Here is a 24,550-nt window from a genome sequence, read left to right as displayed (position 1 = left end):
CGAGCGGCTGCACCTTGCAGCAAGGCCTGCTGTTTTTCCTTGTGTTTTTTCAGTTGGCGGTCGAGCTTGTCGGCAAGCAGGTCGATCGCGGCATACATGTCTTCATGCTCGGCATTGGCGACGACTTCGCCGCCTGGGATGCGCAGGGTGGCCTCGATTTTCTGTTTCAGCTTCTCGACCTCCAGAATGACCTGCACATTGGTGATCTTGTCGAAGTGACGCTCAACACGCTCGAGTTTTTCCCCGATATAAGTGCGCAGCGCTTCGGTGACTTCTACTTGGTGTCCACTGATGTTGACTTGCATACAGCTTCTCCTTTTGTTGCCGGTGCATAAAGAGGCAGGTATTGCGCCTGCCACTTGAATTGCGGTGGCACACCTCAGGTGCGTTACATCAGTCGCTTGCGTTCACTCGACGGTGCAATGCCGAGCGACTCGCGGTACTTGGCGACGGTGCGTCGTGCTACCTGGATGCCTTGTGCCTCCAGTAAACCAGCGATCTTGCTGTCACTCAATGGCTTTTTCTGATTTTCCGCTGCAACCAGTTTTTTGATGATCGCGCGAATCGCCGTGGACGAGCATTCTCCGCCTTCGGAGGTGCTGACATGGCTGGAGAAAAAGTACTTCAGTTCGTAAATTCCACGCGGGGTATGCATGTACTTTTGCGTGGTCACCCGGGATATGGTCGATTCGTGCATGCCCACCGCTTCGGCGATGTCGTGCAGCACCAGCGGCTTCATGGCCTCGTCACCGTGGTCGAGGAATCCACGCTGGTGTTCGACGATCTGGGTGGCAACCTTCATCAGCGTTTCGTTGCGGCTTTGCAGGCTCTTGATGAACCAGCGGGCTTCCTGAAGCTGATTGCGCATGAAGGTGTTGTCTGCGCTGGTATCGGCGCGGCGTACAAAGCCTGCGTATTGTGGATTGACGCGCAGGCGTGGGACGGCTTCCTGGTTCAGTTCAACCAGCCAGCGATCGCTGTCCTTGCGCACGATCACGTCAGGCACCACGTATTCGGGTTCACTGGACTCGATCTGTGAGCCGGGGCGTGGGTTCAGGCTTTGTACCAGTTCGATCACCTGGCGCAGCTCGTCTTCCTTGAGCTTCATGCGGCGCATCAGCTGGCTGTAGTCGCGGCTGCCGAGCAGGTCGATGTAGTCGCTGACCAGTCGTTGCGCTTCAGTCATCCAGGGTGTTTGTGCCGGCATCTGACGCAACTGCAACAACAGGCATTCGCTCAGGTTGCGGGCGCCTATACCGGCAGGCTCGAATTGCTGGATGCGGTGCAGGACGGCTTCCACTTCGTCCAGCTCGATATCGAGTTCCGGGTCGAAGGACTCACAGACCTCTTCCAGGGTTTCGTCGAGATAGCCCTGGTTGTTGATGCAGTCGATCAGGGTGACGGCAATCAGTCGGTCGGTATCCGACATTGGCGCCAGGTTCAACTGCCACAGCAGGTGGCTCTGCAGGCTTTCACCGGCCGAGGTGCGGGTGGTGAAGTCCCACTCGTCGTCATCGTTGCTGGGAAGGCTGCTGGCGCTGGTTTGATAGATATCTTCCCAGGCGGTGTCTACCGGCAGCTCATTGGGAATACGCTCGTTCCACTCACCTTCCTCAAGGCTTTCCACGGGAGTGGCGGTTTCCTGGAAGCTGGTTTCCTGGGATTCCGAGGTCGGCTTGGATTCGGCGTTATCCGCCATCGGGTCGCTGTTATCGAAGTCGTCGCCATCTTCCTGGCGTTCGAGCATCGGGTTGGATTCCAGGGCTTCCTGGATTTCCTGCTGCAGGTCCAGTGTGGAAAGCTGGAGCAGACGGATGGCCTGTTGCAACTGCGGTGTCATCGTCAGTTGCTGGCCCATTCTTAGGACGAGCGATGGTTTCATGGCAGGGGCTTAACACCTTATTCGCCGGCGCACATGCGCCATCCACTACAAGGGCGCCGAAGCGCCTTCTTTAAGCAAATTATATGCCTGAAACCGAGGTGTTTGCCTAGAGCGCTGTAACAAATAAGCCGGTATTTGGGCGGATCGTCAGCGCTCTGGCGGTGCCTCGCACCTCGGGCTTACAGGCGGAACTCGTGGCCGAGGTAAACCTCTTTCACCAGTTCGTTGGCCAGGATGGTTTCTGCATCACCTTCGGCGATTAGGCGACCATCGTTGACGATGTAAGCGGTTTCGCAGATATCCAGTGTTTCACGGACGTTGTGGTCGGTGATCAGAACGCCAATGCCTTTGGCTTTCAGGTGGTGGATGATCTGCTTGATGTCGCCGACCGAGATCGGGTCGACACCGGCAAACGGTTCGTCGAGCAGGATGAATTTCGGTGCAGTCGCCAGTGCGCGGGCGATCTCCACACGGCGACGTTCACCACCGGAAAGGCTCATGCCGAGGTTGTCGCGGATGTGGCTGATGTGAAACTCCTGCAGCAGGCTTTCCAGTTCCTTGCGACGCCCTGCGGCGTCCAGCTCCTTGCGTGTTTCCAGGATCGCCATGATGTTGTCGGCCACCGACAACTTGCGGAAGATCGAGGCTTCCTGGGGCAGGTAGCCAATCCCAGCGCGTGCACGACCGTGCATCGGCTGGTGGCTGACATCCAGGTCGTCGATGAGCACGCGGCCCTGGTCGGCCTGTACCAGGCCGACAATCATGTAGAAGCACGTTGTCTTGCCGGCGCCGTTAGGGCCGAGCAGGCCGACGATCTGGCCGCTGTCGATTGACAGGCTGACGTCACGTACGACTTGTCGACTCTTGTAGCTCTTGGCCAGGTGCTGGGCTTTGAGGGTTGCCATTACTCGGCCTTCTTCTTCGGCTGGATCACCATGTCGATGCGTGGGCGCGGTGCGGTAATGTTGCTGCCGCGGCCGGCGGTGGCGACCTGAGACTTGGTGTTGTAGACGATTTTCTCGCCTTCGGTGGTGTTGCCTTCGTTGATCACCTTGGCCCGGTCAGTCAGAACCACCAGGTCTTTCAATGCCTGGTATTGGATCTGCACGGCATAGCCTTGCATCTTGTCCGGCTTTGCAGCGCTTTGTTGCTGCTCGAAATACGCCAGGTTGCCCACCGAAGTGACCACGTCGATATCGCCGGAAGCGGAGCGGGTGATGGTCACGGTGTTGCCTTTGATCATCATCGAGCCTTGGGTGATGATCACGTCGCCGGTGTAGGTGGCAATGCCTTTCTTGTCGTCCAGTTGGGCGTTATCGGCCTGGATGCGGATTGGCTGGTCGCGGTCGTTCGGCAGGGCCAAGGCGCTCGCGCTTCCCAGTGCTGCGCTCAGGCTGAGCAAAAAGGGGAGGGTTTTAACGAGCCTCATACTGTCCTCTTACGTTGGACAGCAGGTCCATCCTGCCGTCTTTCAAATACGCTTTCATTCCCTTGCCCGTAGTGGTTCCACCGGCGCCGTCGATTCTAACGGCTTGATCGGTTTGAGCATATTGCTTCTGTGGGAATACCGTCATGCGGGTCGTGGTAATAATGGTTTCGCGGTTCTGTTCATCGGTGCGGGCAACCCGTACCGAGTCAATCAGCTCGACTTCGGTACCGTCCGGGTTGACCTCGCCGCGTTCGCTCTGAACGTGCCAAGGGTAGGCGGTGCCGCGGTACATGTGCAGGTCGGGCGTGGTCAGCAGGGTGATCTCGCTGGCCTGCAGGTGCTCGACCTTGTCTGCCGTCATGTCGTATTGCAGCTTGCCGTCAGGTAGAAACTGAACGCTGTGGGCATTGGTGGCGTAATAGTCGATGGCGCCTTTGTCGACAGTGGCCACCGGTTTCTCGAGGAAAGTATCGGGGCCGACCTTCCAGTAGCCAACCGCCGCCAGCAGGACGGCGATCGCCCCGAGCAGCGCAATGTTGCGGATTTTATTGCTGAACATGTGTCGCCCTACAGATAGTTGGCGTTTGCCGCATCGAGGTTGCCTTGGGCTCGCAGGATCAACTCGCAGAATTCGCGAGCGGCACCTTCGCCACCGCGTGCGAGGGTAACGCCATCAGCGTGTTCGCGTACGAAGGCCGCGGCGTTGGCCACGGCCATTCCCAAGCCAACCCGGCGGATGACGGGCAGGTCCGGTAGATCGTCGCCCAGGTAGGCAACCTGTTCATAGTCTAGGCCGAGCTGGCCGAGAAGTTCGTCCAGTACGACCAATTTATCTTCACGCCCTTGGTACAGGTGCGGGATGCCGAGGTTTTTCGCTCGGCGTTCGACCACCGGTGTCTTGCGACCGCTGATGATCGCGGTGGTCACACCCGAGGCCATGAGCATTTTGATGCCTTGACCGTCCAGGGTGTTGAAGGTCTTGAACTCGCTGCCATCTTCGAGGAAATACAGGCGACCGTCGGTGAGGACGCCATCAACATCAAAAACGGCCAGTTTGATGGCCTTGCCGCGCTGCAGCAGATCGGTTTGCATTACATTACTCCCGCACGCAGCAGGTCGTGCATGTTCAGTGCGCCTACCGGGTGATCGTCCGTGTCTACGACGACCAGGGCGTTGATCTTGTGGTCTTCCATGATTTTCAAGGCCTCGGCGGCGAGCATTTCGGCGCGGGCGGTTTTGCCGTGCGGTGTCATCACGTCTTCGATTCGCGCCTTGTGCAGGTCGATGTTGCGGTCGAGCGTGCGGCGCAGGTCGCCGTCAGTGAAGATCCCGGCCAGACGGCCGTCGGCTTCCAGTACCACGGTCATGCCCAGGCCCTTGCGGGTCATTTCCATCAGGGCATCCTTGAGCAGGGTGCCGCGGGCAACCTGGGGCAGCTCGGCGCCGGCGTGCATGACGTTTTCGACTTTCAGCAGCAGGCGTCGGCCCAGTGCGCCACCGGGGTGCGAGAACGCGAAGTCCTCTGCGGTGAAGCCTCGCGCTTCCAGCAGGGCAATGGCCAGTGCATCGCCCAGCACCAGGGCTGCGGTGGTCGAGGAGGTTGGCGCCAGGTTAAGCGGGCAGGCTTCCTGTTGCACACGGGCGTCAAGGTTGACTTCGGCGGCTTTGGCCAGTGGCGAATCCGGGTTGCCGGTGAGGCTGATGAGTTGAATGCCCAGGCGTTTGATCAGCGGCAGCAGGGTCACGATTTCAGCGGTTGAACCGGAGTTCGACAACGCCAGGATGATATCGTCACGGGTGATCATGCCCATGTCGCCATGGCTGGCTTCGGCAGGGTGGACAAAGAACGCCGGTGTGCCGGTACTGGCCAGGGTTGCGGCGATCTTGTTGCCGATGTGCCCCGACTTGCCCATGCCGACTACCACGACCCGGCCTTTGCTGGCCTGGATCAGCTCGCAGGCCTTGACGAAATCAGCGTCGATATGGGCAAGCAGGCCTTCTACCGCTTCAAGTTCGAGGCGGATGGTGCGTTGTGCGGATTGGATCAGGTCGCTGGATTGGCTCATGTGGAAAATCGGATTGCCTGATGAAAAGGCGGCGATTATAGCGGGAATGCGCGAAAGCCTCACCTGCGAATCGCTGTCAGTGGCGTGTCAGTCGTTCATTTTTGGCTCAAGGAAGTCTGCGCAAGCGCTGCGATGGCCTTGGGGCGGCCCTGTCTGCGGTGCTATAGTTCGCCGCCAGTTCGGCCCGCTCAGGGCGTGCGTGCCTCCATGAAGGAGGTGGACGTCTGAGTGAGAAGGCTGCATCGCAAGGAGTTTAGATGAGCGTTGATAACGCCTACGCGGTCGAGTTGAAGGGCGTAACCTTCAAGCGCGGTTCGCGCAGTATCTTCAATAATGTCGATATACGCATTCCCCGAGGCAAGGTCACCGGCATCATGGGGCCATCCGGGTGTGGCAAGACCACGCTGCTGCGGCTGATTGGTGCGCAGCTGCGACCGGCCAGCGGCGAAGTCTGGGTGGCGGGGCAGAATTTGCCGACCCTGTCACGAAGCGACCTGTTCGATGCGCGCAAGCAGATGGGCGTGCTGTTCCAGAGTGGCGCCTTGTTCACGGATCTCGACGTGTTCGAGAACGTCGCCTTCCCCCTGCGCGTTCATACGCAGTTGTCTGATGAGATGATTCGCGACATCGTGCTGATGAAGTTGCAGGCGGTGGGCTTGCGCGGCGCCTTCGAGTTGATGCCCGACGAGCTGTCAGGCGGCATGAAGCGCCGTGTGGCGTTGGCCCGTGCAATTGCCCTGGACCCGCAAATCCTCATGTACGACGAACCCTTCGTTGGTCAGGATCCGATCGCAATGGGCGTGTTGGTGCGCTTGATTCGCCTGCTCAACGATGCCCTGGGTATCACCAGTATCGTCGTTTCGCATGACCTGGCGGAAACCGCCAGTATTGCCGACTACCTCTATGTGGTGGGTGATGGGCAGGTATTGGGGCAAGGCACGCCGCAGGAGCTGATGAGCTCCGATAACCCCCGTATTCGTCAGTTCATGAAGGGCGATCCGGACGGCCCGGTGCCTTTCCATTTTCCTGCGCCTGACTACCGCGCCGATTTGCTGGGGAAGCGTTAGATGCGCAGAAAATCGTTACTTGAGCGTATTCGTCTTTTCGGTCGCTCGGCCATTGATGTGCTCGCTGTGCTGGGCCGATCCTGGCTGTTCCTGCTGCATGCGTTGATTGGGCGTGGCGGTATTGGTGGCAGCTTTCAGTTGCTGATCAAGCAGCTCTACTCGGTCGGTGTGTTGTCGCTGGCGATCATCGTGGTTTCCGGTATTTTCATCGGCATGGTGCTGTCGTTGCAGGGCTTCAATATCCTGAGCAGCTATGGCTCGGAACAGGCAGTAGGGCAGATGATTGCCCTGACCCTGCTGCGTGAGCTTGGCCCGGTGGTGACCGCGCTGCTGTTTGCTGGGCGGGCGGGCTCTGCATTGACCGCTGAAATCGGCAACATGAAGTCCACCGAGCAACTGTCCAGTCTTGAGATGATCGGTGTCGATCCGCTCAAGTACATTGTTGCCCCACGCCTGTGGGCAGGCTTCATTTCCCTGCCGCTGCTGGCAATGATTTTCAGTGTGGTGGGTATCTGGGGTGGGTCCTGGGTCGCGGTTGACTGGCTGGGGGTCTATGAAGGCTCTTTCTGGTCCAACATGCAAAACAGTGTGTCCTTCACCGATGATGTGCTTAACGGGATCATCAAGAGCCTGGTTTTTGCCTTTGTCGTTACCTGGATCGCCGTATTCCAAGGCTATGACTGCGAGCCCACCTCAGAGGGGATCAGCCGTGCCACTACCAAGACCGTGGTCTATGCCTCGTTGGCAGTCCTGGGTCTGGACTTTATTCTGACCGCCTTGATGTTTGGAGATTTCTGATGCAAAACCGCACCCTGGAAATCGGTGTCGGCCTGTTCCTCCTGGCCGGGATCCTGGCGCTGCTTCTGCTGGCACTGCGTGTCAGCGGCCTGTCTGCCAGCCCGAGCAGCGATACCTATAAACTTTATGCCAACTTCGACAATATCGCCGGTTTGACGGTCAGATCCAAAGTGACCATGGCCGGTGTCACCATCGGTCGGGTCACGGCCATCGACCTTGACCGCGACAGCTTCACCGGTCGCGTGACCATGGAGCTGGAAAAACGCCTAGACAATCTGCCTTCGGACTCCACGGCGTCGATCCTGACCGCGGGGTTGCTGGGTGAAAAGTACGTAGGTATCAGTGTCGGTGGCGATGAGACGGTGTTGAAGGATGGCGGTGTCATCCATGACACCCAGTCGTCATTGGTGCTTGAGGACCTGATCGGCAAGTTCCTGCTCAACAGTGTTGGCAAAGAAGCCAAATAAGGAGTTTCTATGATCTCTATTCTGCGACGCGGCCTGCTGGTGTTGCTGGCGGCACTGCCAATGTTTGCGGGCGCGGCAGTGGCCCCGTCGGCTCATGACCTTATACAGGGCACGACCAATCAACTGCTGTCCGACCTGAAGTCGAACAAAGAGCAGTACAAGGCCAACCCGAGCGCCTTCTACGACGCCCTCAACCGTATCCTAGGGCCTGTGGTGGATGCCGATGGCATCTCGCGCAGCATCATGACCGTTAAGTATTCGCGCAAAGCCACGCCTGAGCAGATGGCGCGCTTTCAGGAGAACTTCAAGCGCAGCTTGATGCAGTTCTACGGTAACGCCCTGCTGGAGTACAACAACCAGGGTATTACGGTCAGCCCGGCCAAGGATGAAAGCGGCGATCGGACCAGCGTTGACATGAAGGTCACGGGTAACAACGGCGCGATCTATCCTGTTTCCTACACGCTGGAGAAGATCGATGGCGTCTGGAAAGTGCGCAATGTGATCGTCAATGGCATCAACATCGGCAAGTTGTTCCGTGACCAGTTTGCCGATGCCATGCAGCGCAACGGTAACAACCTGGACAAGACCATCGATGGTTGGGCTGGCGAAGTCGCCAAGGCCAAGGAAACGGCGGAGCAGTCCACCGAGAAGCAAACGCAATGAGCAGTGCCTCTGTTCAGTGGGGTGAGGCCGGTGTCCTGAACCTTTCGGGGGTTCTGGATTACCGCACGGGCCCGACCTTGCGCAAGGAAGGTCAGGTGCTGATTGCTTCCGAGAAGGCGCCCGCGCTGGTGCTCGACTGCTCTGCGGTAGAGAAATCGAGCAGTGTAGGCCTCTCACTGTTACTGGCCTTCATGCGTGATGCCAGTGCAAGCGGGAAAACCGTCGAAGTGCGCGCAATGCCCCAGGACATGCGCGAAATCGCCGAGGTCTATGGCCTCGCCGAACTGTTGGCGGGCCGATAATCGGCCCCCGTCTAGCGGCCCCTCGGTCAGAGTCCTCGTTTACGGGGTTCGCAGGCGAGGGGCTTTTTTGTATGATGGCCGACCCGCGCGCACAGGGCGCCGATTGAGGTTGAGCATGCAGGCCGTAGAAGTTAAGAGCTTCCTTGAAGAAAAGTTGCCGGGAACCCGGGTCGAAGTTGAAGGCGAAGGCTGCAACTTCCAGTTGAATCTGATCAGCGACGAGTTGGCGGCCCTGAGCCCGGTCAAACGTCAGCAAGCGATCTATGCTCACCTGAACCCGTGGATCGCCGATGGCAGCATCCATGCGGTAACCATGAAATTTTTCAGCAGCGCAGCCTGGGCTGAGCGCACCTGAGCCAATTGGCGCGAGACTCAAATGGATAAACTGATTATTACTGGCGGTTCTCGTCTTGATGGCGAAATCCGCATTTCCGGGGCGAAGAACGCTGCCCTGCCGATTCTGGCTGCCACCTTGTTGGCTGACGGCCCTGTGACGGTTGGCAACCTGCCACACCTGCACGACATCACCACCATGATCGAGCTGTTCGGGCGTATGGGCATTGAGCCTGTCATCGATGAAAAGCTTTCGGTGGAAATTGACCCGCGTAGCATCAAGACGCTGATCGCGCCTTACGAGCTGGTGAAAACCATGCGCGCCTCGATCCTGGTACTCGGCCCGATGGTCGCGCGCTTTGGCGAGGCTGAAGTGGCCCTGCCTGGCGGTTGCGCCATCGGTTCGCGTCCTGTCGACCTGCACATTCGTGGCCTTGAAGCCATGGGTGCGAAGATCGAAGTCGAGGGTGGTTACATCAAGGCCAAGGCACCTGAAGGTGGCTTGCGTGGTGCGCACTTCTTCTTCGACACCGTCAGTGTGACCGGTACCGAGAACATCATGATGGCGGCGGCGCTGGCCAAAGGCCGCAGCGTACTGCAAAACGCCGCGCGTGAGCCGGAAGTGGTCGACCTGGCCAACTTCATCAACGCCATGGGCGGCAAGGTTCAGGGCGCTGGCACCGATACCATCACCATCGATGGCGTCGAGCGCCTGGGTTCGGCGACCTACCGTGTCATGCCTGACCGTATCGAGACCGGTACCTACCTGGTGGCTGCCGCCATTACCGGTGGCCGCGTCAAGGTCAAGGACACCGATCCAACCATCCTCGAAGCGGTTCTTGAGAAACTCAAGGAAGCCGGTGCCGAAATCACCACGGGTGAAGACTGGATCGAGCTGGACATGCACGGCAAGCGGCCTAAAGCCGTGAACCTGCGTACCGCCCCATACCCGGCGTTCCCGACGGACATGCAGGCGCAGTTCATCTCCCTCAACGCCATCGCCGAAGGCACTGGCGCAGTGATCGAGACGATCTTTGAGAACCGTTTCATGCACGTGTACGAGATGCACCGCATGGGCGCCTTGATCCAGGTCGAAGGCAACACGGCCATCGTTACCGGGACCAAGACCCTCAAAGGCGCGCCAGTGATGGCGACTGACCTGCGGGCTTCGGCCAGCCTGGTGCTGTCGGCGCTGGTTGCCGAAGGTGATACCCTGATCGACCGCATCTACCACATCGACCGTGGTTATGAGTGCATCGAGGAAAAACTGCAGATGCTGGGCGCGAAGATCCGTCGCGTACCGGGCTAGTCTGCCTGCGGCGCAAGGACGCGCCACACATTGCTGGACCGAATTGAATGCTGTCGAGCCTGCTGTGCGGCTCGACGGGCACATGCCGCATAAGGACCGACGTTTCATGTTGACCATCGCGCTGTCCAAGGGCCGTATTCTTGACGATACCCTGCCGTTGCTGGCAGAGGCGGGCATTGTCCCGACCGAGAATCCGGACAAGAGCCGCAAACTGATCATCCCGACGACCCAGGCCGATGTACGCCTGCTGATCGTGCGGGCCACCGACGTGCCGACGTATGTCGAGCATGGTGCCGCCGATCTGGGTGTGGCCGGCAAGGACGTGTTGATGGAGTACGGTGGTCAGGGCCTTTACGAGCCGCTGGATTTGCAGATTGCCAAGTGCAAGCTGATGACCGCCGGCGCAGTCGGTGCTGCCGAACCCAAAGGCCGTCTGCGGGTGGCGACCAAGTTCGTCAACGTTGCCAAGCGCTACTATGCCGAGCAGGGCCGTCAGGTCGATATCATCAAGCTCTATGGCTCGATGGAGCTGGCGCCTTTGATTGGCCTGGCTGACAAGATCATCGACGTCGTCGATACCGGTAATACCCTGCGGGCAAACGGCCTGGAGCCCCAGGAACTGATCGCGACCATCAGCTCCCGCCTGGTGGTCAACAAAGCGTCCATGAAAATGCAGCATGCGCGTATTCAAAGCCTGATCGATACCCTGCGTCAGGCCGTAGAGTCGCGACACCGCGGTTGATACCTGCGCGCGACCTTCGCTGTCGCGCCCGTCTATCCGCGTCATAGCCAACTTTTTCAGGTGCCCTCGCGGATCGGCTGCTACGTTAAGGGCGCCTGAGCATCCGCCAATTATTGAGGCCCTCGCTATGACCACGTCCACTGCTATTGCCCGACTCAATGCCGCTGACCCGGATTTCGCCCGACATCTGGATCATCTGCTGAGCTGGGAAAGTGTGTCCGACGACACGGTCAATCAGCGCGTGCTGGACATCATCAAGGCCGTGCGCGAGCGCGGTGACGCCGCACTGGTGGAGTTCACCCAGCGTTTTGATGGGGTTGAAGCCACCTCGATGAGCGACCTGATTCTCGGTCGCGAGCGCCTGGAACTGGCCCTGAGCCGAATCACTGTCGCCCAGCGCGAAGCACTGGAAAAGGCTGCTGCGCGGGTTCGCAGCTACCACGAAAAACAGAAGCAGGACTCCTGGACCTACACCGAGGCCGATGGCACCGTGTTGGGTCAGAAAGTCACGCCGTTGGACCGTGCGGGCTTGTACGTACCCGGCGGCAAAGCCTCCTACCCGTCTTCAGTGCTGATGAACGCCATTCCGGCCAAGGTCGCTGGTGTTGCCGAGGTGGTAATGGTCGTGCCGACTCCGCGTGGCGAGGTCAATGAACTGGTACTGGCTGCTGCCTGCATCGCTGGCGTTGATCGCGTCTTCACTATTGGTGGCGCCCAGGCCGTTGCAGCGCTGGCCTATGGTACCGAAAGCGTGCCGCAGGTCGACAAGGTGGTAGGGCCGGGCAACATCTACGTCGCAACCGCCAAGCGCCATGTGTTCGGCCAGGTGGGGATCGACATGATTGCCGGTCCTTCTGAAATCCTGGTGGTGTGTGATGGCCTGACCGATCCGGACTGGATCGCGATGGACCTGTTCTCCCAGGCCGAGCATGACGAAGATGCCCAGGCCATTCTGGTAAGCCCGGACGCGGCCTTCCTTGATCGCGTCGCTGCGAGCATCGACAAGCTGTTGCCGACCATGGACCGTGCCGAGATCATCAAGACCTCGATCAATGGCCGTGGCGCCCTGATCCAGGTGCGCGACATGCAGCAGGCTATCGAGGTGGCCAACCGTATTGCCCCCGAGCACCTGGAGCTGTCGGTTGCCGACCCGCAGGCCTGGCTGCCGCAGATTCGTCACGCCGGGGCCATCTTCATGGGCCGTCACACCAGCGAGGCGCTAGGCGACTACTGCGCCGGGCCGAATCACGTCTTGCCGACTTCCGGCACGGCGCGCTTTTCCTCGCCTCTGGGGGTGTATGACTTCCAGAAGCGTTCCTCGATCATCTTCTGCTCCGAACAAGGCGCTTCCGAACTGGGCAAGACCGCTTCGGTCCTGGCCCGTGGCGAATCGCTCAGTGCTCACGCGCGCAGCGCCGAATACCGCATCATTGCCGACAACGAGGGGAACTGAACATGAGTAAATTCTGGAGCCCCTTCGTCAAGGACCTGGTGCCTTACGTGCCGGGTGAGCAGCCGAAACTGGCCAAACTGGTGAAGCTCAATACCAACGAGAATCCGTATGGGCCCTCGCCGAAAGCCCTTGAGGCCATGCGCGCCGAGTTGAATGACAACCTGCGTCTGTACCCTGACCCGAACAGCGATCTGCTCAAGCAGGCCGTGGCCGAGTACTACGGCGTGCAGGGTAACCAGGTGTTCCTGGGTAACGGTTCCGATGAAGTGCTGGCGCACATCTTCCACGGCCTGTTCCAGCATGACGCGCCGCTGTTGTTCCCGGACATCAGCTACAGCTTCTATCCGGTTTACTGCGGCCTTTACGGTATTCCGTACGAGGCGGTAGCGCTGGATGAGCAGTTCCAGATTCGCGTCGAGGATTATCAACGAGCGAATGCCGGGATCATCTTCCCGAACCCTAATGCGCCAACTGGCTGCCTGCTGGCCCTGGACGCCATTGAGCAGTTGCTCAAGGCCAACCCGGATTCCGTGGTGGTGGTCGACGAGGCTTACATCGACTTCGGTGGGCAGACGGCGATCAGCCTGGTTGACCGTTATCCGAACCTGCTGGTCACCCAGACCCTGTCCAAGTCGCGTTCGCTGGCCGGCTTGCGTGTGGGCCTGGCGGTTGGTCATCCAGACCTGATCGAGGCGCTGGAGCGGATCAAGAACAGCTTCAACTCCTACCCGCTCGACCGTATGGCCATTGTCGGGGCTGCGGCGGCGTTCCAGGACAAGGCTTACTTTGACGAGACCTGCCGCAAGGTCATCGACAGTCGCGAACATTTGGTGGCCGAGCTCACCGCGCGCGGTTTTGAAGTGTTGCCGTCGGCGGCGAACTTTATCTTTGCCCGTCATCCTGAGCAGGATGCTGCCGGCCTGGCTGCGCGTCTGCGTGAACAGGGCGTGATTGTGCGGCACTTCAAACAAGCGCGTATTGCGCAGTTCCTGCGGATCACCATCGGTACCCCGGAGCAGAATCAAGCGTTGCTCGACGCGTTGAACTGATATCGGCTGGGCCCTCTCGCCGGCCAGACTGGCTCTTGCGCACGTGTATTGCACTGGAGCTGGTCTGGCCGGCGATTGCATTTGTACCGCAGTCTAACCCCTTTGCTGGAGCCCGATGGATGAACCCTGAACACGCTGCTGCCCGTGATCGCGAAGCGCGTGGAGCGGAGCTCGACGAATTGCTGATCGACGCTGAAGCTGACGATGAGCAGGTTCAACAACAGCCCGTGGTATTGCAACGCCCTTGGTTGCTGCTTCTGGGGCTGGTGCTGGTGGCCCTGAACCTGCGCCCGGCGTTGTCGAGCATGGCGCCGGTGCTCGGGCAGGTCTCTGAGAGCCTTGGGCTGAGTGCTTCCCAAGCGGGCTTGCTGACCACCTTGCCCGTGCTGTGCCTGGGCCTGTTTGCACCGTTGGCGCCAGTGCTGGCGCGGCGTTTCGGCAGTGAGCGGGTCGTGCTGGGTGTACTCTTGTGCCTGGCGGCCGGTATTTTCCTGCGCAGCGTCCTGGGCAGTTTCGGGGTGTTTGTCGGCAGCATACTGGCCGGCGCCAGCATCGGCGTGATCGGCGTTTTGTTGCCGGGTATCGTCAAGCGTGATTTTGCCAAGCATGCCGGTACGCTCACCGGCGTCTACACCATGGCCCTGTGCCTCGGCGCTGCAGTTGCTGCTGGTGCCACCGTGCCGCTTGGCCGTTACTTTGATGACAGCTGGTCGATGGGGCTGGGTTTCTGGTTGCTGCCAGCGGTCGTTGCGGCGCTGTTCTGGCTGCCTCAGGCACGTCAGGGCCATGCGGCCCATAGCGTCGCCTACCGGGTGCGCGGCGTGTGGCGTGATCCGCTGGCCTGGCAGGTGACCTTGTACATGGGGCTGCAGTCGTCGTTGGCCTACATCGTCTTCGGTTGGCTCCCGTCGGTGCTGATCGGGCGAGGCCTCAGCCCGACCGAGGCAGGCCTGGTGTTGTCCGGTTCGGTCATTGTTCAACTGCTCAGTTCGTTGACCGCGCCTTGGCTGGCCACCCGGGGCGAGGACCAGCGCTTGGCCATTGTGTTGGCCATGCTGATGACGTTGGCCGGGTTGTTCGGTTGTCTTTATGCGCCGCTGAACGGCCTCTGGGGTTGGGCGGTGGTCTTGGGCTTGGGGCAGGGCGGAGCGTTTGCGCTGGCATTGACCCTGATCGTGCTGCGCTCCCGGGATGCCCATGTCGCGGCCAACCTGTCGAGCATGGCGCAAGGCGTGGGTTACACCCTGGCGTCCCTTGGGCCTTTCGCCGTGGGTGTGGTGCATGACCTGACGGGTGGGTGGAAGGCTGTGGGGTGGATTTTCGCGGTGCTCGGTGTCAGCGCCATAGTCTTCGGCCTCAAGGCCGGGCGCGCCCTGTATGTGAACGCGACCAGCGAGCGGGTCTGATCCGCGCTGGCGGTCAGCGATTGATTTCAGGTGGTGCGCGCTATTCGCTGCGCAAATGTCCGTAGCTTTTTGGCCTCGGCCCGGACTATCGTTCCAGACTCTCTTCTCGGTAATGGATCTGCCCATGAGCGATGCCCACAGTGCCCTGATCACCCGCTTCTATCAGGCCTTTCAGCGGCTGGATGCCGAGGCCATGGTGGCCTGCTACAGCGACGATGTGCTTTTCAGTGACCCGGCCTTCGGCATTTTGCAGGGCAAGGATGCAGGTGATATGTGGCGCATGCTGACGACTCGCGCCAAGGATTTCTCCCTGACGTTCGACAATGTACGCGCCGATGAGCGCAGCGGTGGCGCTCACTGGGTGGCCACCTATCTGTTCAACCAGACCGGCCGGGTCGTGATCAACGACATACAGGCGCGCTTCGTGTTTCGCGACGGCAAGATCTGTGAGCACCATGACAGTTTCGAAATGTGGCAATGGGCGCGCCAGGCGTTAGGCATGAAAGGTTTGCTGCTGGGGTGGACGCCATGGCTGCAGGGTAAGGTGAGGGCGCAGGCGTTGAAGGGCTTGCGGACGTTTCAGGCTGCCCGCTGAGGCGGTAAGCTGTGAGCCTTGTCGTCTTCTTTACGAATATGCCGTGACCGATAGCCTCTGTGAACCCACCAGCAAACCTTGGTACGTCTACCTGGTGCGCGCCGCCAACGGCTCACTGTACTGCGGTATCAGTGATAACCCGCAACGACGTTTCGAGGCTCATCAGAAGGGGCGGGGCGCTCGCTATTTCAGCACCAGCCCGGCGGTCGCGCTGGTGTATGTAGAGGTGTGGCCGGACAAGGCTGAAGCCCTGCGCCAGGAGCGGCTGGTGAAGAAGCTGCGCAAAAGTGCCAAGGAGGCGTTGGTCGCCTCCTATCTCGCGGTCAGTCCTTGCGACGCTTGAGCTGATCGGTCAGCTGTGTCGGCAAGCCTTTGATGATCAGTGTTCCGGCTTCCTCGTCATATTCGATCTTCGAGCCAAGCAAGTGCGCTTCGAAGCTGATCGACAAGCCTTCGGCTCGACCGGTGAAGCGGCGGAACTGATTCAAGGTGCGCTTGTCGGCAGGAATTTCCGGCGACAGGCCATAGTCCTTGTTGCGGATGTGGTCGTAGAAGGCCTTTGGGCGGTCCTCATCGATCAGGCTGGAGAGTTCTTCCAGGGTTACCGGCTCACCGGCTTTGGTCTGGCTGGTGGCGTAATCGACCAGGGTCTGGGTTTTCTCTCGGGCGGCTTCCTCGGGCAGGTCTTCGCTTTCGACGAAGTCACTGAAGGCCTTGAGCAGGGTGCGGGTTTCGCCGGGGCCGTCCACGCCTTCCTGACAGCCAATGAAGTCGCGGAAGTATTCCGAGACTTTCTTGCCGTTCTTGCCCTTGATGAAGGAAATGTACTGTTTCGAGTTCTGGTTGTTTTGCCACTCGGAAATGTTGATGCGTGCAGCCAGGTGAAGCTGACCCAGGTCCAGATGGCGCGACGGGGTGACGTCGAGCTCGGCGTTAACCGCCACGCCTTCGCTGTGGTGCAGCAGGGCGATGGCCAGGTAATCGGTCATGCCTTGCTGGTAGTGGGCAAACAGCACGTGGCCACCCACCGAGAGGTTGGACTCTTCCATCAGCTTCTGCAGGTGTTCGACGGCGACACGGCTGAAGGCCGTGAAGGTCGTACCGTTGTCCAGGTACTCCTTGAGCCAGCCACTGAACGGGTGCGCCCCGGATTCGGCATGGAAGAAACCCCAGGCCTTGCCCTGTTTGGCGTTGTAGCTGTCGTTGAGGTCGGCCAGCAGGTTTTCGATGGCGGTCGACTCGCTCAGTTCAGAGTCGCGGGCATGCAGCACGGCCGGGCTGCCATCGGGCTTTTTGTCGATCAGGTGGACGATGCAATGACGGATCGGCATGGGATTCTCGGCTGAAAAAGGGCAGGGCGCTGCCATATTGCAAAGTCGCCCAGTGTAACCCAGACCTGGGGCTGCGCCGTGTCTGGATGTATTGTGAAATGGCCTTTGTTCATTTTTTGTTCGATTTTTTGCGTTTTTTGGCGCAACCCCCCGAAAAACCTGAACATTTGCCTTGCTTGAGGCGGATATTTATTCGCCTCTGTGGTAGCTTTGCCCCCGTCTTGCGCCCCCCTATGTGGCGCATCGCTGGCAGACCGCTCGTGTCACATCGAACCAAACGTCATTTTGCGTATCTACATACGCGATTGGTGTGGCTGTAACACCGAGCCGCCGGGCATTTGCAGGCCTGGCCCGATAGCTGACGCGGCACTCTGCAAACCAACTGAATTTGATAGGGAAGGAACACCACCATGGCATTGACCAAAGACCAACTGATCGCCGATATCGCTGAAGCTATCGACGCGCCAAAAACCACCGCGCGTAACGCTCTGGAGCAACTGGGCCAGATCGTTGCTGATCAACTGGAAAATGGCAGCGAAATCACTCTGCCAGGTATTGGCAAACTGAAAATCACCGAGCGTCCTGCCCGTACCGGCCGTAACCCATCGACTGGCGCTGCCATCGAAATCGCGGCCAAGAAAGTTGTCAAGTTCGTTCCAGCCAAAGTGCTGACCGACGCTGTCAACAAGTAAGTCGTAAGCTGTTCCTGAAGCCGCGCCTGATGTTTGTCTGGCGCGGCTTTTTCATGCCTGCCGTTCGGCCCAGCGTTGCTGGCGCCATTGTTGCCGGGCGGCTGCGTCCTTGAAGGTCCAGGCCACCAGACGGCTTTGCTTCTGCCCTTGCCCCATCTCGACGACGCGATGCTCGAGAGCGCCCGCCTTGTTCAGGGCCGCCTGAATGCCAGGCAGGTTGGAGGCTTTGGAGACCAGGCTGGTGAACCACAGCACCTGTTGACCCATCGCCGCGCTTTCGGCCACCAGTTGGCTGACGAAACGTATCTCGCCACCCTCGCACCACAGTTCATTGTTTTGCCCGCCAAAGTTGAGCACAGGCAGTTTGCGCTTGGGGTCGGCCTTGCCCAGCGCCCGCCATTTGCGCTGGCTGCCACGGGTGGCTTCGTCGCGCGAGGCATGGAAGGGCGGGTTGCACAGGGTCAGGTCAAAGCGGTCTTCAGCGCTGAGCAGGCCGAGCAGGATGTGTTTGCGGTTGCTCTGCAGGCGAAGGCCAATGGCCTTGCCCAGCCCATTGGCCTGGACGATGGCCTTGGCCGAGGCCAGTGCGACGGTATCGATGTCCGAGCCTACGAAGCGCCAGCGGTAATCGCTATAGCCGAGCAGCGGGTAGATGCAGTTGGCGCCCACACCGATGTCCAGCGCCTGGATTTTCGCCCCGCGAGGAATTTCGCCGGCGTTGTCGTCGGCCAACAGGTCGGCCAGTGCGTGCAGGTAGTCGGCGCGTCCGGGGATGGGCGGGCACAGGTAGTCTGCCGGTATGTCCCAGTGCTGGATGCCGTACTGGGCCTTGAGCAGGGCCCGGTTGAAGACCCTTACGGCCTCGGGGTCGGCAAAATCAATGCTGGGTTTGCCGTACGGGTTCGTGATCAGGAAACGGCCCAGTTCCGGGCTGCTTTTGATCAGTTGGGGAAAGTCATAGCGGCCCTGATGGCGATTGCGCGGGTGCAGGGTCGGTTTGTTGGGTGTGCTCATGAGGGTGTCCTGTGGAACGCATCGCGGGCAAGCTCGCTCCCACACGGTTGGTTGTCAACCTGTAGAAGCGGGCTTGCCCGCGATGGCATTACGGCGGCGTACTAGCGGTTACAGGCTGGCAATCCGCGCATGCTGCTCGGTGAAGTTGGCCAAGGCCTGCTCGGCTTCAGCCAGCTTGGCGCGTTCCTTGTCGATGACGGCAGGTGGCGCCTTGTCAACGAACGCTGCGTTGGACAGCTTGCCGCCCACGCGCTGGACTTCGCCTTGCAGGCGCTGGATTTCCTTGTTCAGGCGCGCCAGCTCGGCATCCTTGTCGATCAGGCCTGCCATAGGAACCAGTACCTGCAGATCGCCTACCAGTGCGGTAGCGCTCAGTGGTGCCTCGTCCTGCTCGCCCAGCACGGTGAAGGATTCGATCTTCGCCAGCTTCTTGAGCAGCGCTTCGTTTTCCTGCAGGCGGCGCTGGTCTTCGCTGCTGGCGTTCTTCAGGAACAGTTGCAGTGGTTTGCCCGGGCCGATGTTCATTTCGCCACGGATGTTACGCACGCCGAGCATCAGTTCCTTCAGCCACTCGATGTCGCCTTCGGCAGCCGTATCGATGCGGCTGTCGTTGGCCACTGGCCAAGGCTGCAGCATGATCGTCTTGCCTTCAGCACCAACCAGCGGCGCCAGGCGCTGCCAGATTTCCTCGGTGATGAATGGCATGAATGGGTGAGCCAGGCGCAGCGCGACTTCCAGTACCCGTACCAGGGTGCGACGGGTGCCGCGCGCGCGTTCGACAGGCGCGTTTTCGTCCCACAACACAGGCTTGGACAACTCCAGGTACCAGTCGCAGTACTGGTTCCAGATGAACTCGTACAGCGCTTGAGCTGCCAGGTCGAAACGGAACTGCTCCAACTGACGGGTCACTTCGGCTTCGGTGCGCTGCAGCTGCGAGATGATCCAGCGATCAGCCAGTGACAGTTCGTAGGCTTCGCCGTTCTGGCCGCAGTCTTCGCCCTTGTCCAGCACGTAGCGGGCGGCGTTCCAGATCTTGTTGCAGAAGTTGCGGTAGCCTTCGACGCGGCCCATGTCGAACTTGATGTCGCGGCCAGTGGACGCCAGCGAGCAGAAGGTAAAGCGCAGGGCATCGGTACCGTAGCTGGCAATACCTTCCGGGAACTCGGCACGGGTCTGCTTGGCGATCTTCTCGGCCAGTTTTGGCTGCATCATGCCGCTGGTGCGTTTTTCCAGCAGGGCATCGAGGGTGATGCCGTCGACGATGTCCAGCGGGTCAAGGACGTTGCCCTTGGACTTGGACATCTTCTGGCCCTGGCCATCGCGCACCAGGCCGTGGACGTAAACGGTCTTGAACGGTACCTGCGGGGTGCCATCCTCGTTCTTCACCAGGTGCATGGTCAGCATGATCATCCGGGCAACCCAGAAGAAAATGATGTCGAAACCGGTGACCAGCACGTCGGTGGAGTGGAACTTCTTCAGGAATTCGGTCTGCTCTGGCCAGCCGAGGGTCGAGAAGGTCCACAGGCCCGAGCTGAACCAGGTGTCGAGTACGTCGTTGTCCTGGTTCAGGACAACCTCGGCGCCCAGGTTGTGCTTGCTGCGCACTTCCTCTTCGCTGCGCCCGACATAGACCTTGCCGGCTTCGTCGTACCAGGCTGGAATGCGGTGGCCCCACCACAGCTGGCGGCTGATGCACCAGTCCTGAATGTCACGCATCCAGGAGAAGTACATGTTTTCGTACTGCTTCGGTACGAACTGGATACGGCCATCTTCGACGGCGGCAATGGCCGGCTCGGCCAGGGGCTTGGTCGACACGTACCACTGGTCGGTCAGCCACGGCTCGATGACGGTGCCGGAGCGGTCGCCCTTCGGTACTTTCAGGGCGTGGTCGTCAACGCTGACCAGCAGGCCTGCGGCTTCAAAATCGGCGACGATCTGCTTGCGCGCGACGAAACGGTCGAGGTTGGCGTAGCGGGCAGGCAGGGTGGCATCGATGGATTCGTTGACGCTGCCGTCGAGGTTGAATACCTGGGCTGCCGGCAGCACCATGGCGTTCTTGTCGAAGATGTTCAGCAGTGGCAGGTTGTGACGCTTGCCGACTTCATAGTCGTTGAAGTCGTGGGCCGGGGTGATCTTCACACAGCCGGTGCCGAATTCCGGGTCGCAGTAGTCATCGGCGATGATCGGAATGCGGCGGCCAACCAGTGGCAGCTCGACGAACTTGCCGATCAGGGCCTGGTAGCGCTCATCGTTCGGGTTAACGGCTACGGCGGCGTCGCCCAGCATGGTTTCCGGACGGGTAGTGGCAACGACCAGGTAATCCTTGCCTTCAGCGGTTTTCGCGCCGTCGGCCAGCGGGTAGCGCAGGTTCCACAGGTGGCCTTTCTCGTCGTGGTTTTCCACTTCAAGGTCGGAGATCGCGGTGTGCAGCTTGGTGTCCCAGTTGACCAAGCGCTTGCCGCGGTAGATCAGGCCGTCTTCGTGCAGGCGCACGAAGGCTTCCTTGACCGCTTCGGACAGGCCGTCGTCCATGGTGAAGCGCTCGCGGCTCCAGTCTACCGAGGAGCCCAGGCGGCGGATCTGGCGGCTGATGTTGCCACCGGACTGGTCTTTCCATTCCCAGACCTTTTCCAGGAACTTTTCCCGGCCCAGGTCGTGGCGGCTCTGGCCCTTGGCTTCCAGTTGACGCTCCACCAGCATCTGCGTAGCGATACCGGCATGGTCGGTGCCTGGCTGCCACAGGGTGTCGCGGCCCTGCATGCGGCGGAAACGGATCAGGGCGTCCATGATCGCGTTGTTGAAGCCGTGACCCATGTGCAGGCTGCCGGTGACATTCGGCGGCGGAATCATGATGGTGTACGGCTCGCCCGCACCTTGCGGGGCGAAGTAATTCTCGGACTCCCAGGTCTGGTACCAGGAAGTTTCAATAGCGTGCGGCTGGTAGGTCTTATCCATGCGCGGCGGGACCCTATGGCGTTTATTCGGGAAAGCCGAGAAGTATAACGGGGAATAGGCGCTGGGGCGTAGCCTGAGGTGATGGCAGGAGGCAGAAAACGTCGTTTCACCCATTGCGGGCACGACCGGTATGGCGATCGCAGAGCAATGCGGGCCAACGGCCCGCGGATTTACTCTGGCAACTGGTTCAGCAAACGCTCGAGACGCGCATCCAGCCGACGCTTGATCTCGGTTTCGATGTGCGGAGCGAAGTCATCGATCACGTCCTGCATGATCAGCTGTGCGGCAGCACGCAACTCAACGTCCAGGTGCAGGAGGGTATCCTGTCGCCTGGCCTGAGGGTCAGGTGCTTCCTGTGCCGGTGGCTGAGCGCTTGGCACTTCAGCTTCAAGCGTTGGCACAACCGGTTCGATGGCCTCTTCAAGCAGCAGTGGAATCTGCTCGTTGTGGTCCACGGTTTCGGTCAGCAAGGGTGGTTGCAGGGTATCGTCGCCGAGCAGTTGGCGGATCGACTCAAGGTCATCCAGCAAGTGCGCGGACTTGGAGTGGGGCGTGGGTTTGTCCATCGTCGTCAGAGTCGCTGTAAGCGGTGATCTTGCAGAGCATAGCCCTGTTGTCGGTAGAAACGGAAACTCTCCCGTGTCGCCTGGCGAATCGCGGGGTCTTCGACCACGATTTCAGCGATGCGGGCAAAACGGTCAGCGAAGCCTGGCACCTTCAGGTCGAGGTTGATCAGCAGGTCCTGATGGCTGCCGGGCGTGTCGCCCAGGCCCAATACCACAGTGGCCTCGGGGTCGTCTTCGGCATTGCTGTGCGGTACGAATGCCTCGCCCTTGAAGCGCCAGAGCAGTTCATCCAGTTCGTCGCGCTGGGTGCTGTCGCTGCAGTTGAGGTAGACCTGGTGGCCGAGGCGCCAGGCTTTCTCGCACAATTTGCAGGCGAACACCAGCCGCGCCGAAAGGGCCGGGCTTGGGAGGATGTAGAAGTCGACTTGGCTCATGGTGTGCAGTGCCCGCCGGCTGCGCGTAAGCGGCGCAGCCGGGCAGGGCGGCCTCAGCCGTTGGCGCGATCGAGCAGGTACTGGGTCAGCAATGGAACCGGGCGACCTGTAGCGCCCTTGTCCTTGCCGCCACTGACCCAGGCGGTACCGGCGATATCCAGGTGCGCCCACTCATAGGCCTTGGCAAAGCGCGACAGGAAGCAGCCCGCCGTGATGGTGCCGGCCTTTGGTCCGCCAATGTTGGCGATGTCGGCGAACGGGCTGTCGAGCTGTTCCTGGTACTCGTCGAACAGTGGCAACTGCCAGGCACGGTCGTCGGCGCGTTTGCCTGCTTCGAGCAGTTGCGCTACCAGGGCGTCATTGTTGCCCATCAGGCCCGAGGTATGGCTACCCAGGGCAACGATGCAGGCGCCGGTCAGGGTGGCGATATCGATCACTGCCTGCGGCTTGAAACGCTCGGCGTAGGTCAGGGTGTCGCACAGCACCAGGCGGCCTTCGGCGTCGGTGTTGAGGATCTCGACGGTTTGCCCGCTCATGGTCGTGACAATGTCGCCTGGACGGGTGGCGCCGCCGCTTGGCATGTTCTCGGCGCAGGCCAGCAGGCAGACCAGGTTGATGGGCAGTTGCAGTTCGAGCACGGCATGCAGGGTGCCAAAGACGCTGGCAGCACCGCACATGTCGTACTTCATTTCATCCATGCCGGCGCCAGGCTTGAGGCTGATACCACCGGTGTCGAAGGTGATGCCCTTGCCCACCAGCACGAACGGCTTCTCGCTTTTCTTGCCGCCCTGGTAGTTGAGCACGATCAGTCGCGGTGGCTGGTCGCTGCCCTGGCCCACGGCGACAAAGGCCCCCATGCCCAGTTCCTTGAGCTTCTTCTCGTCGTGGATTTCGACCTTGAGGTTCTTGTGAGCCTTGCCCAGTGCCTTGGCTTCGTCCGCCAGAAAGCTTGGGTGGCACAGGTTGGGTGGCAGGTTGCCAAGGTCACGGGTATAGCTCATGCCACTGGCAATCGCACTGGCGTGCTTGACCGCGCGCTCGGTCTCGGCCTGGGTGGTCTTGTCGGTGAGCAGGGTGATTTTCTTCAGCGCACGAGGCTCGGCTTTCTTGCTCTTGAAACGGTCGAAGACATATTCGCCGTCGAGCAGGGTTTCGGCCAGCAGGCGGGTTTTTTCGTAAGGGGCATCACGGCCGGTGACCGCTACATCGTCCAGCGCCAGCACGGCATCGCTGCCGCCCAGGCCCTTGAGCACGTTCAGTACGCTGGAAACGACTTTGCGCCAGCTGCGATCACCCAGTTCGGCGTCTTTGCCGGTGCCGACCAGCAACAGGCGCTCGGCCTTCAGGCCAGGCAGGCTTTGCAGCAGCAGCGTCTGGCCCACCTTGCCGGCCAGGTCGCCGCGCTTGAGCAGTGCGCTCAGGGCGCCGTCGGTCGCGTCGTCGATGCCTTTGGCGGTGGTGCCGAGTTTGCGGCCTTCACCGACAGCCAGTACCAGGGTTGCGGTCTTCAACGATGCTGCGGCTACACTTTTTACAACCAATTCCATGTCAGGGTCCCCAATGATCGGTCTGTGCGCTGTCTGTGCAGGCGCTTGGAGCGGCCTGGCGGCGCATCTGCGTGCCAGTGATAAAGCCGCCAGTTTGAGCCTGCTGCGCCCAGCCTGACAACCCCGAGATGACGCTTTGCGTACGCCAAGTGACAGGCACGGCTAATCACAGGATAATGCGCCAACTTTTTTGCCGGTTTCACGTCTGCAGCGTGCATCCGGTGCGACTGCTACGTTTCCCTTGTTCGGCTGTTTGAGCCTGACAACCCAGGAGTGTCTGGTTTGATCGTCTTTCGTTATCTGTCTCGCGAGGTCATGCTGACCTTGAGTGCCGTCAGCGCCGTGCTGCTGGTTATCATCATGAGCGGGCGCTTCATCAAGTACCTGGCTCAGGCCGCACAGGGCCTGCTCGACCCGAGCGTATTGTTCATGATCATGGGGTTCCGCTTG

At 60.3% G+C, this 24,550-nt stretch carries 27 protein-coding genes and 1 pseudogene; 15 read left to right on the top strand and 13 right to left on the bottom strand.

What is annotated here, in order from left to right; all coding sequences use genetic code 11:
- The 7 genes from hpf to EKA13_RS19440 form a co-directional block, all read right to left on the bottom strand.
- Window positions 1-305, bottom strand: a 305-nt coding sequence (gene hpf / locus EKA13_RS19470) for a ribosome hibernation-promoting factor, HPF/YfiA family (protein ID WP_065760933.1), incomplete at its 3' end; no start/stop codon positions are given.
- Between the two features lie 83 nt (window positions 306-388).
- Window positions 389-1,882, bottom strand: coding sequence for an RNA polymerase factor sigma-54 (locus tag EKA13_RS19465; RefSeq protein ID WP_065760932.1), 1,494 nt, complete (start codon window positions 1,880-1,882; stop codon window positions 389-391).
- A gap of 179 nt (window positions 1,883-2,061) precedes the next feature.
- Complete coding sequence (lptB, locus tag EKA13_RS19460; RefSeq protein ID WP_065760931.1) at window positions 2,062-2,787, bottom strand: LPS export ABC transporter ATP-binding protein; 726 nt, start codon at window positions 2,785-2,787, stop codon at window positions 2,062-2,064.
- Entirely contained in the window at window positions 2,787-3,311 is a 525-nt protein-coding gene (gene lptA / locus EKA13_RS19455) for a lipopolysaccharide transport periplasmic protein LptA (protein WP_065760930.1), read from the bottom strand. Before lptA ends, lptB begins: the two co-directional genes overlap by 1 nt.
- Window positions 3,298-3,870 (bottom strand): LPS export ABC transporter periplasmic protein LptC, encoded by a 573-nt coding sequence (gene lptC / locus EKA13_RS19450; protein WP_065760929.1) that lies wholly within the window; start codon window positions 3,868-3,870, stop codon window positions 3,298-3,300. Before lptC ends, lptA begins: the two co-directional genes overlap by 14 nt.
- An 8-nt stretch (window positions 3,871-3,878) precedes the next feature.
- Window positions 3,879-4,403: a KdsC family phosphatase gene (locus EKA13_RS19445; RefSeq protein ID WP_065760928.1), complete on the bottom strand. Its 525-nt coding sequence runs from the start codon at window positions 4,401-4,403 to the stop codon at window positions 3,879-3,881.
- Window positions 4,403-5,377, bottom strand: a complete 975-nt coding sequence (locus tag EKA13_RS19440) for a KpsF/GutQ family sugar-phosphate isomerase (RefSeq protein WP_065760927.1) — start codon at window positions 5,375-5,377, stop codon at window positions 4,403-4,405. The genes EKA13_RS19445 and EKA13_RS19440 overlap by 1 nt, the downstream gene beginning before the upstream one ends.
- A 257-nt stretch (window positions 5,378-5,634) precedes the next feature.
- Between EKA13_RS19440 and EKA13_RS19435 the strand changes: the two genes are divergently transcribed.
- The 13 genes from EKA13_RS19435 to EKA13_RS19375 all read left to right on the top strand — a co-directional run bounded on the left by EKA13_RS19435 (window position 5,635) and on the right by EKA13_RS19375 (window position 15,904).
- The gene (locus EKA13_RS19435) at window positions 5,635-6,444 is read left to right on the top strand and encodes an ATP-binding cassette domain-containing protein (RefSeq protein ID WP_065760926.1); all 810 of its coding nucleotides are present in this window, start codon (window positions 5,635-5,637) and stop codon (window positions 6,442-6,444) included.
- Complete coding sequence (mlaE, locus tag EKA13_RS19430) at window positions 6,445-7,242, top strand: lipid asymmetry maintenance ABC transporter permease subunit MlaE (RefSeq protein ID WP_065760925.1); 798 nt, start codon at window positions 6,445-6,447, stop codon at window positions 7,240-7,242. It begins immediately after the preceding gene.
- Window positions 7,242-7,709, top strand: a complete 468-nt coding sequence (mlaD, locus tag EKA13_RS19425; protein WP_065760924.1) for an outer membrane lipid asymmetry maintenance protein MlaD — start codon at window positions 7,242-7,244, stop codon at window positions 7,707-7,709. Before mlaE ends, mlaD begins: the two co-directional genes overlap by 1 nt.
- Window positions 7,710-7,718: 9 nt before the next feature.
- A complete protein-coding gene (locus tag EKA13_RS19420; protein ID WP_065760923.1) occupies window positions 7,719-8,372 on the top strand; it encodes an MlaC/ttg2D family ABC transporter substrate-binding protein in 654 nt (217 codons plus the stop codon).
- On the top strand, window positions 8,369-8,674 hold the full coding sequence (locus EKA13_RS19415) for an STAS domain-containing protein (protein ID WP_065760922.1): 306 nt from the start codon (window positions 8,369-8,371) through the stop codon (window positions 8,672-8,674). The genes EKA13_RS19420 and EKA13_RS19415 overlap by 4 nt, the downstream gene beginning before the upstream one ends.
- Window positions 8,675-8,789: 115 nt before the next feature.
- Window positions 8,790-9,029, top strand: coding sequence for a BolA family protein (locus EKA13_RS19410; RefSeq protein WP_065760921.1), 240 nt, complete (start codon window positions 8,790-8,792; stop codon window positions 9,027-9,029).
- A 21-nt stretch (window positions 9,030-9,050) separates the two neighbouring features.
- Entirely contained in the window at window positions 9,051-10,316 is a 1,266-nt protein-coding gene (gene murA, locus EKA13_RS19405) for a UDP-N-acetylglucosamine 1-carboxyvinyltransferase (RefSeq protein WP_065760920.1), read from the top strand.
- Between the two features lie 106 nt (window positions 10,317-10,422).
- Entirely contained in the window at window positions 10,423-11,058 is a 636-nt protein-coding gene (gene hisG / locus EKA13_RS19400) for an ATP phosphoribosyltransferase (RefSeq protein WP_065760919.1), read from the top strand.
- 127 nt (window positions 11,059-11,185) lie between these two features.
- Window positions 11,186-12,511 carry a histidinol dehydrogenase gene (gene hisD / locus EKA13_RS19395; RefSeq protein WP_065760918.1) on the top strand — a complete coding sequence of 442 codons (1,326 nt, stop codon included), beginning with the start codon at window positions 11,186-11,188 and terminating at the stop codon, window positions 12,509-12,511.
- Window positions 12,512-12,513: 2 nt separating this feature from the next.
- On the top strand, window positions 12,514-13,560 hold the full coding sequence (gene hisC, locus EKA13_RS19390; protein ID WP_065760917.1) for a histidinol-phosphate transaminase: 1,047 nt from the start codon (window positions 12,514-12,516) through the stop codon (window positions 13,558-13,560).
- Window positions 13,561-13,679: 119 nt separating this feature from the next.
- Window positions 13,680-14,966 carry a CynX/NimT family MFS transporter gene (locus EKA13_RS19385; RefSeq protein WP_065760916.1) on the top strand — a complete coding sequence of 429 codons (1,287 nt, stop codon included), beginning with the start codon at window positions 13,680-13,682 and terminating at the stop codon, window positions 14,964-14,966.
- A gap of 124 nt (window positions 14,967-15,090) precedes the next feature.
- Window positions 15,091-15,561 (top strand): nuclear transport factor 2 family protein, encoded by a 471-nt coding sequence (locus EKA13_RS19380; RefSeq protein ID WP_065760915.1) that lies wholly within the window; start codon window positions 15,091-15,093, stop codon window positions 15,559-15,561.
- A gap of 43 nt (window positions 15,562-15,604) precedes the next feature.
- Window positions 15,605-15,904, top strand: a complete 300-nt coding sequence (locus EKA13_RS19375; RefSeq protein ID WP_065760914.1) for a GIY-YIG nuclease family protein — start codon at window positions 15,605-15,607, stop codon at window positions 15,902-15,904.
- Here EKA13_RS19375 and yejK read toward each other — a convergent pair.
- A complete protein-coding gene (gene yejK / locus EKA13_RS19370) occupies window positions 15,885-16,892 on the bottom strand; it encodes a nucleoid-associated protein YejK (RefSeq protein ID WP_065760913.1) in 1,008 nt (335 codons plus the stop codon). The genes EKA13_RS19375 and yejK overlap by 20 nt on opposite strands.
- A gap of 410 nt (window positions 16,893-17,302) precedes the next feature.
- Between yejK and EKA13_RS19365 the strand changes: the two genes are divergently transcribed.
- Window positions 17,303-17,584, top strand: a complete 282-nt coding sequence (locus EKA13_RS19365) for an HU family DNA-binding protein (RefSeq protein ID WP_009398256.1) — start codon at window positions 17,303-17,305, stop codon at window positions 17,582-17,584.
- A gap of 51 nt (window positions 17,585-17,635) precedes the next feature.
- On the opposite strand, the gene rlmF is transcribed toward EKA13_RS19365, so the two are convergent.
- From rlmF to EKA13_RS19340, 5 genes are all read right to left on the bottom strand, one after another.
- Window positions 17,636-18,598, bottom strand: coding sequence for a 23S rRNA (adenine(1618)-N(6))-methyltransferase RlmF (gene rlmF / locus EKA13_RS19360; RefSeq protein ID WP_065760912.1), 963 nt, complete (start codon window positions 18,596-18,598; stop codon window positions 17,636-17,638).
- A 108-nt stretch (window positions 18,599-18,706) separates the two neighbouring features.
- Entirely contained in the window at window positions 18,707-21,553 is a 2,847-nt protein-coding gene (locus EKA13_RS19355; RefSeq protein WP_065760911.1) for a valine--tRNA ligase, read from the bottom strand.
- Between the two features lie 170 nt (window positions 21,554-21,723).
- Window positions 21,724-22,119 carry a DNA polymerase III subunit chi gene (locus tag EKA13_RS19350; protein ID WP_065760910.1) on the bottom strand — a complete coding sequence of 132 codons (396 nt, stop codon included), beginning with the start codon at window positions 22,117-22,119 and terminating at the stop codon, window positions 21,724-21,726.
- A gap of 5 nt (window positions 22,120-22,124) precedes the next feature.
- Complete coding sequence (locus tag EKA13_RS19345; protein ID WP_065760909.1) at window positions 22,125-22,553, bottom strand: DNA polymerase III subunit chi; 429 nt, start codon at window positions 22,551-22,553, stop codon at window positions 22,125-22,127.
- Window positions 22,554-22,606: 53 nt separating this feature from the next.
- The gene (locus EKA13_RS19340; protein WP_065760908.1) at window positions 22,607-24,100 is read right to left on the bottom strand and encodes a leucyl aminopeptidase; all 1,494 of its coding nucleotides are present in this window, start codon (window positions 24,098-24,100) and stop codon (window positions 22,607-22,609) included.
- Between the two features lie 282 nt (window positions 24,101-24,382).
- Between EKA13_RS19340 and EKA13_RS19335 the strand changes: the two are divergent.
- Window positions 24,383-24,550 (top strand): annotated as a pseudogene (locus tag EKA13_RS19335) (LPS export ABC transporter permease LptF); the annotation flags it as partial.

This window comes from Pseudomonas defluvii (assembly GCF_001695625.1).
Taxonomy (GTDB): Bacteria; Pseudomonadota; Gammaproteobacteria; order Pseudomonadales; family Pseudomonadaceae; genus Aquipseudomonas; species Aquipseudomonas defluvii.
Note: the sequence above shows the minus strand (reverse complement) of the source record. Positions and strands in the feature narration are given on the sequence as shown.

What these genes read in the sequence shown, in the direction of transcription:
- murA (WP_065760920.1), top strand. Translation starts at nt 9,051, where the DNA reads ATGGATAAACTGATTATTACTGGCGGTTCTCGTCTTGATGGCGAAATC.
- EKA13_RS19340 (WP_065760908.1), bottom strand. Translation starts at nt 24,100, where the DNA reads ATGGAATTGGTTGTAAAAAGTGTAGCCGCAGCATCGTTGAAGACCGCA.
- hisD (WP_065760918.1), top strand. Translation starts at nt 11,186, where the DNA reads ATGACCACGTCCACTGCTATTGCCCGACTCAATGCCGCTGACCCGGAT.
- hisG (WP_065760919.1), top strand. Translation starts at nt 10,423, where the DNA reads ATGTTGACCATCGCGCTGTCCAAGGGCCGTATTCTTGACGATACCCTG.
- lptC (WP_065760929.1), bottom strand. Translation starts at nt 3,870, where the DNA reads ATGTTCAGCAATAAAATCCGCAACATTGCGCTGCTCGGGGCGATCGCC.
- EKA13_RS19445 (WP_065760928.1), bottom strand. Translation starts at nt 4,403, where the DNA reads ATGCAAACCGATCTGCTGCAGCGCGGCAAGGCCATCAAACTGGCCGTT.
- EKA13_RS19465 (WP_065760932.1), bottom strand. Translation starts at nt 1,882, where the DNA reads ATGAAACCATCGCTCGTCCTAAGAATGGGCCAGCAACTGACGATGACA.
- EKA13_RS19435 (WP_065760926.1), top strand. Translation starts at nt 5,635, where the DNA reads ATGAGCGTTGATAACGCCTACGCGGTCGAGTTGAAGGGCGTAACCTTC.
- rlmF (WP_065760912.1), bottom strand. Translation starts at nt 18,598, where the DNA reads ATGAGCACACCCAACAAACCGACCCTGCACCCGCGCAATCGCCATCAG.
- EKA13_RS19415 (WP_065760922.1), top strand. Translation starts at nt 8,369, where the DNA reads ATGAGCAGTGCCTCTGTTCAGTGGGGTGAGGCCGGTGTCCTGAACCTT.
- hisC (WP_065760917.1), top strand. Translation starts at nt 12,514, where the DNA reads ATGAGTAAATTCTGGAGCCCCTTCGTCAAGGACCTGGTGCCTTACGTG.
- EKA13_RS19440 (WP_065760927.1), bottom strand. Translation starts at nt 5,377, where the DNA reads ATGAGCCAATCCAGCGACCTGATCCAATCCGCACAACGCACCATCCGC.
- EKA13_RS19410 (WP_065760921.1), top strand. Translation starts at nt 8,790, where the DNA reads ATGCAGGCCGTAGAAGTTAAGAGCTTCCTTGAAGAAAAGTTGCCGGGA.
- EKA13_RS19380 (WP_065760915.1), top strand. Translation starts at nt 15,091, where the DNA reads ATGAGCGATGCCCACAGTGCCCTGATCACCCGCTTCTATCAGGCCTTT.
- EKA13_RS19365 (WP_009398256.1), top strand. Translation starts at nt 17,303, where the DNA reads ATGGCATTGACCAAAGACCAACTGATCGCCGATATCGCTGAAGCTATC.
- lptA (WP_065760930.1), bottom strand. Translation starts at nt 3,311, where the DNA reads ATGAGGCTCGTTAAAACCCTCCCCTTTTTGCTCAGCCTGAGCGCAGCA.
- EKA13_RS19385 (WP_065760916.1), top strand. Translation starts at nt 13,680, where the DNA reads ATGAACCCTGAACACGCTGCTGCCCGTGATCGCGAAGCGCGTGGAGCG.
- yejK (WP_065760913.1), bottom strand. Translation starts at nt 16,892, where the DNA reads ATGCCGATCCGTCATTGCATCGTCCACCTGATCGACAAAAAGCCCGAT.
- mlaD (WP_065760924.1), top strand. Translation starts at nt 7,242, where the DNA reads ATGCAAAACCGCACCCTGGAAATCGGTGTCGGCCTGTTCCTCCTGGCC.
- lptB (WP_065760931.1), bottom strand. Translation starts at nt 2,787, where the DNA reads ATGGCAACCCTCAAAGCCCAGCACCTGGCCAAGAGCTACAAGAGTCGA.
- EKA13_RS19345 (WP_065760909.1), bottom strand. Translation starts at nt 22,553, where the DNA reads ATGAGCCAAGTCGACTTCTACATCCTCCCAAGCCCGGCCCTTTCGGCG.
- EKA13_RS19420 (WP_065760923.1), top strand. Translation starts at nt 7,719, where the DNA reads ATGATCTCTATTCTGCGACGCGGCCTGCTGGTGTTGCTGGCGGCACTG.
- EKA13_RS19350 (WP_065760910.1), bottom strand. Translation starts at nt 22,119, where the DNA reads ATGGACAAACCCACGCCCCACTCCAAGTCCGCGCACTTGCTGGATGAC.
- mlaE (WP_065760925.1), top strand. Translation starts at nt 6,445, where the DNA reads ATGCGCAGAAAATCGTTACTTGAGCGTATTCGTCTTTTCGGTCGCTCG.
- EKA13_RS19355 (WP_065760911.1), bottom strand. Translation starts at nt 21,553, where the DNA reads ATGGATAAGACCTACCAGCCGCACGCTATTGAAACTTCCTGGTACCAG.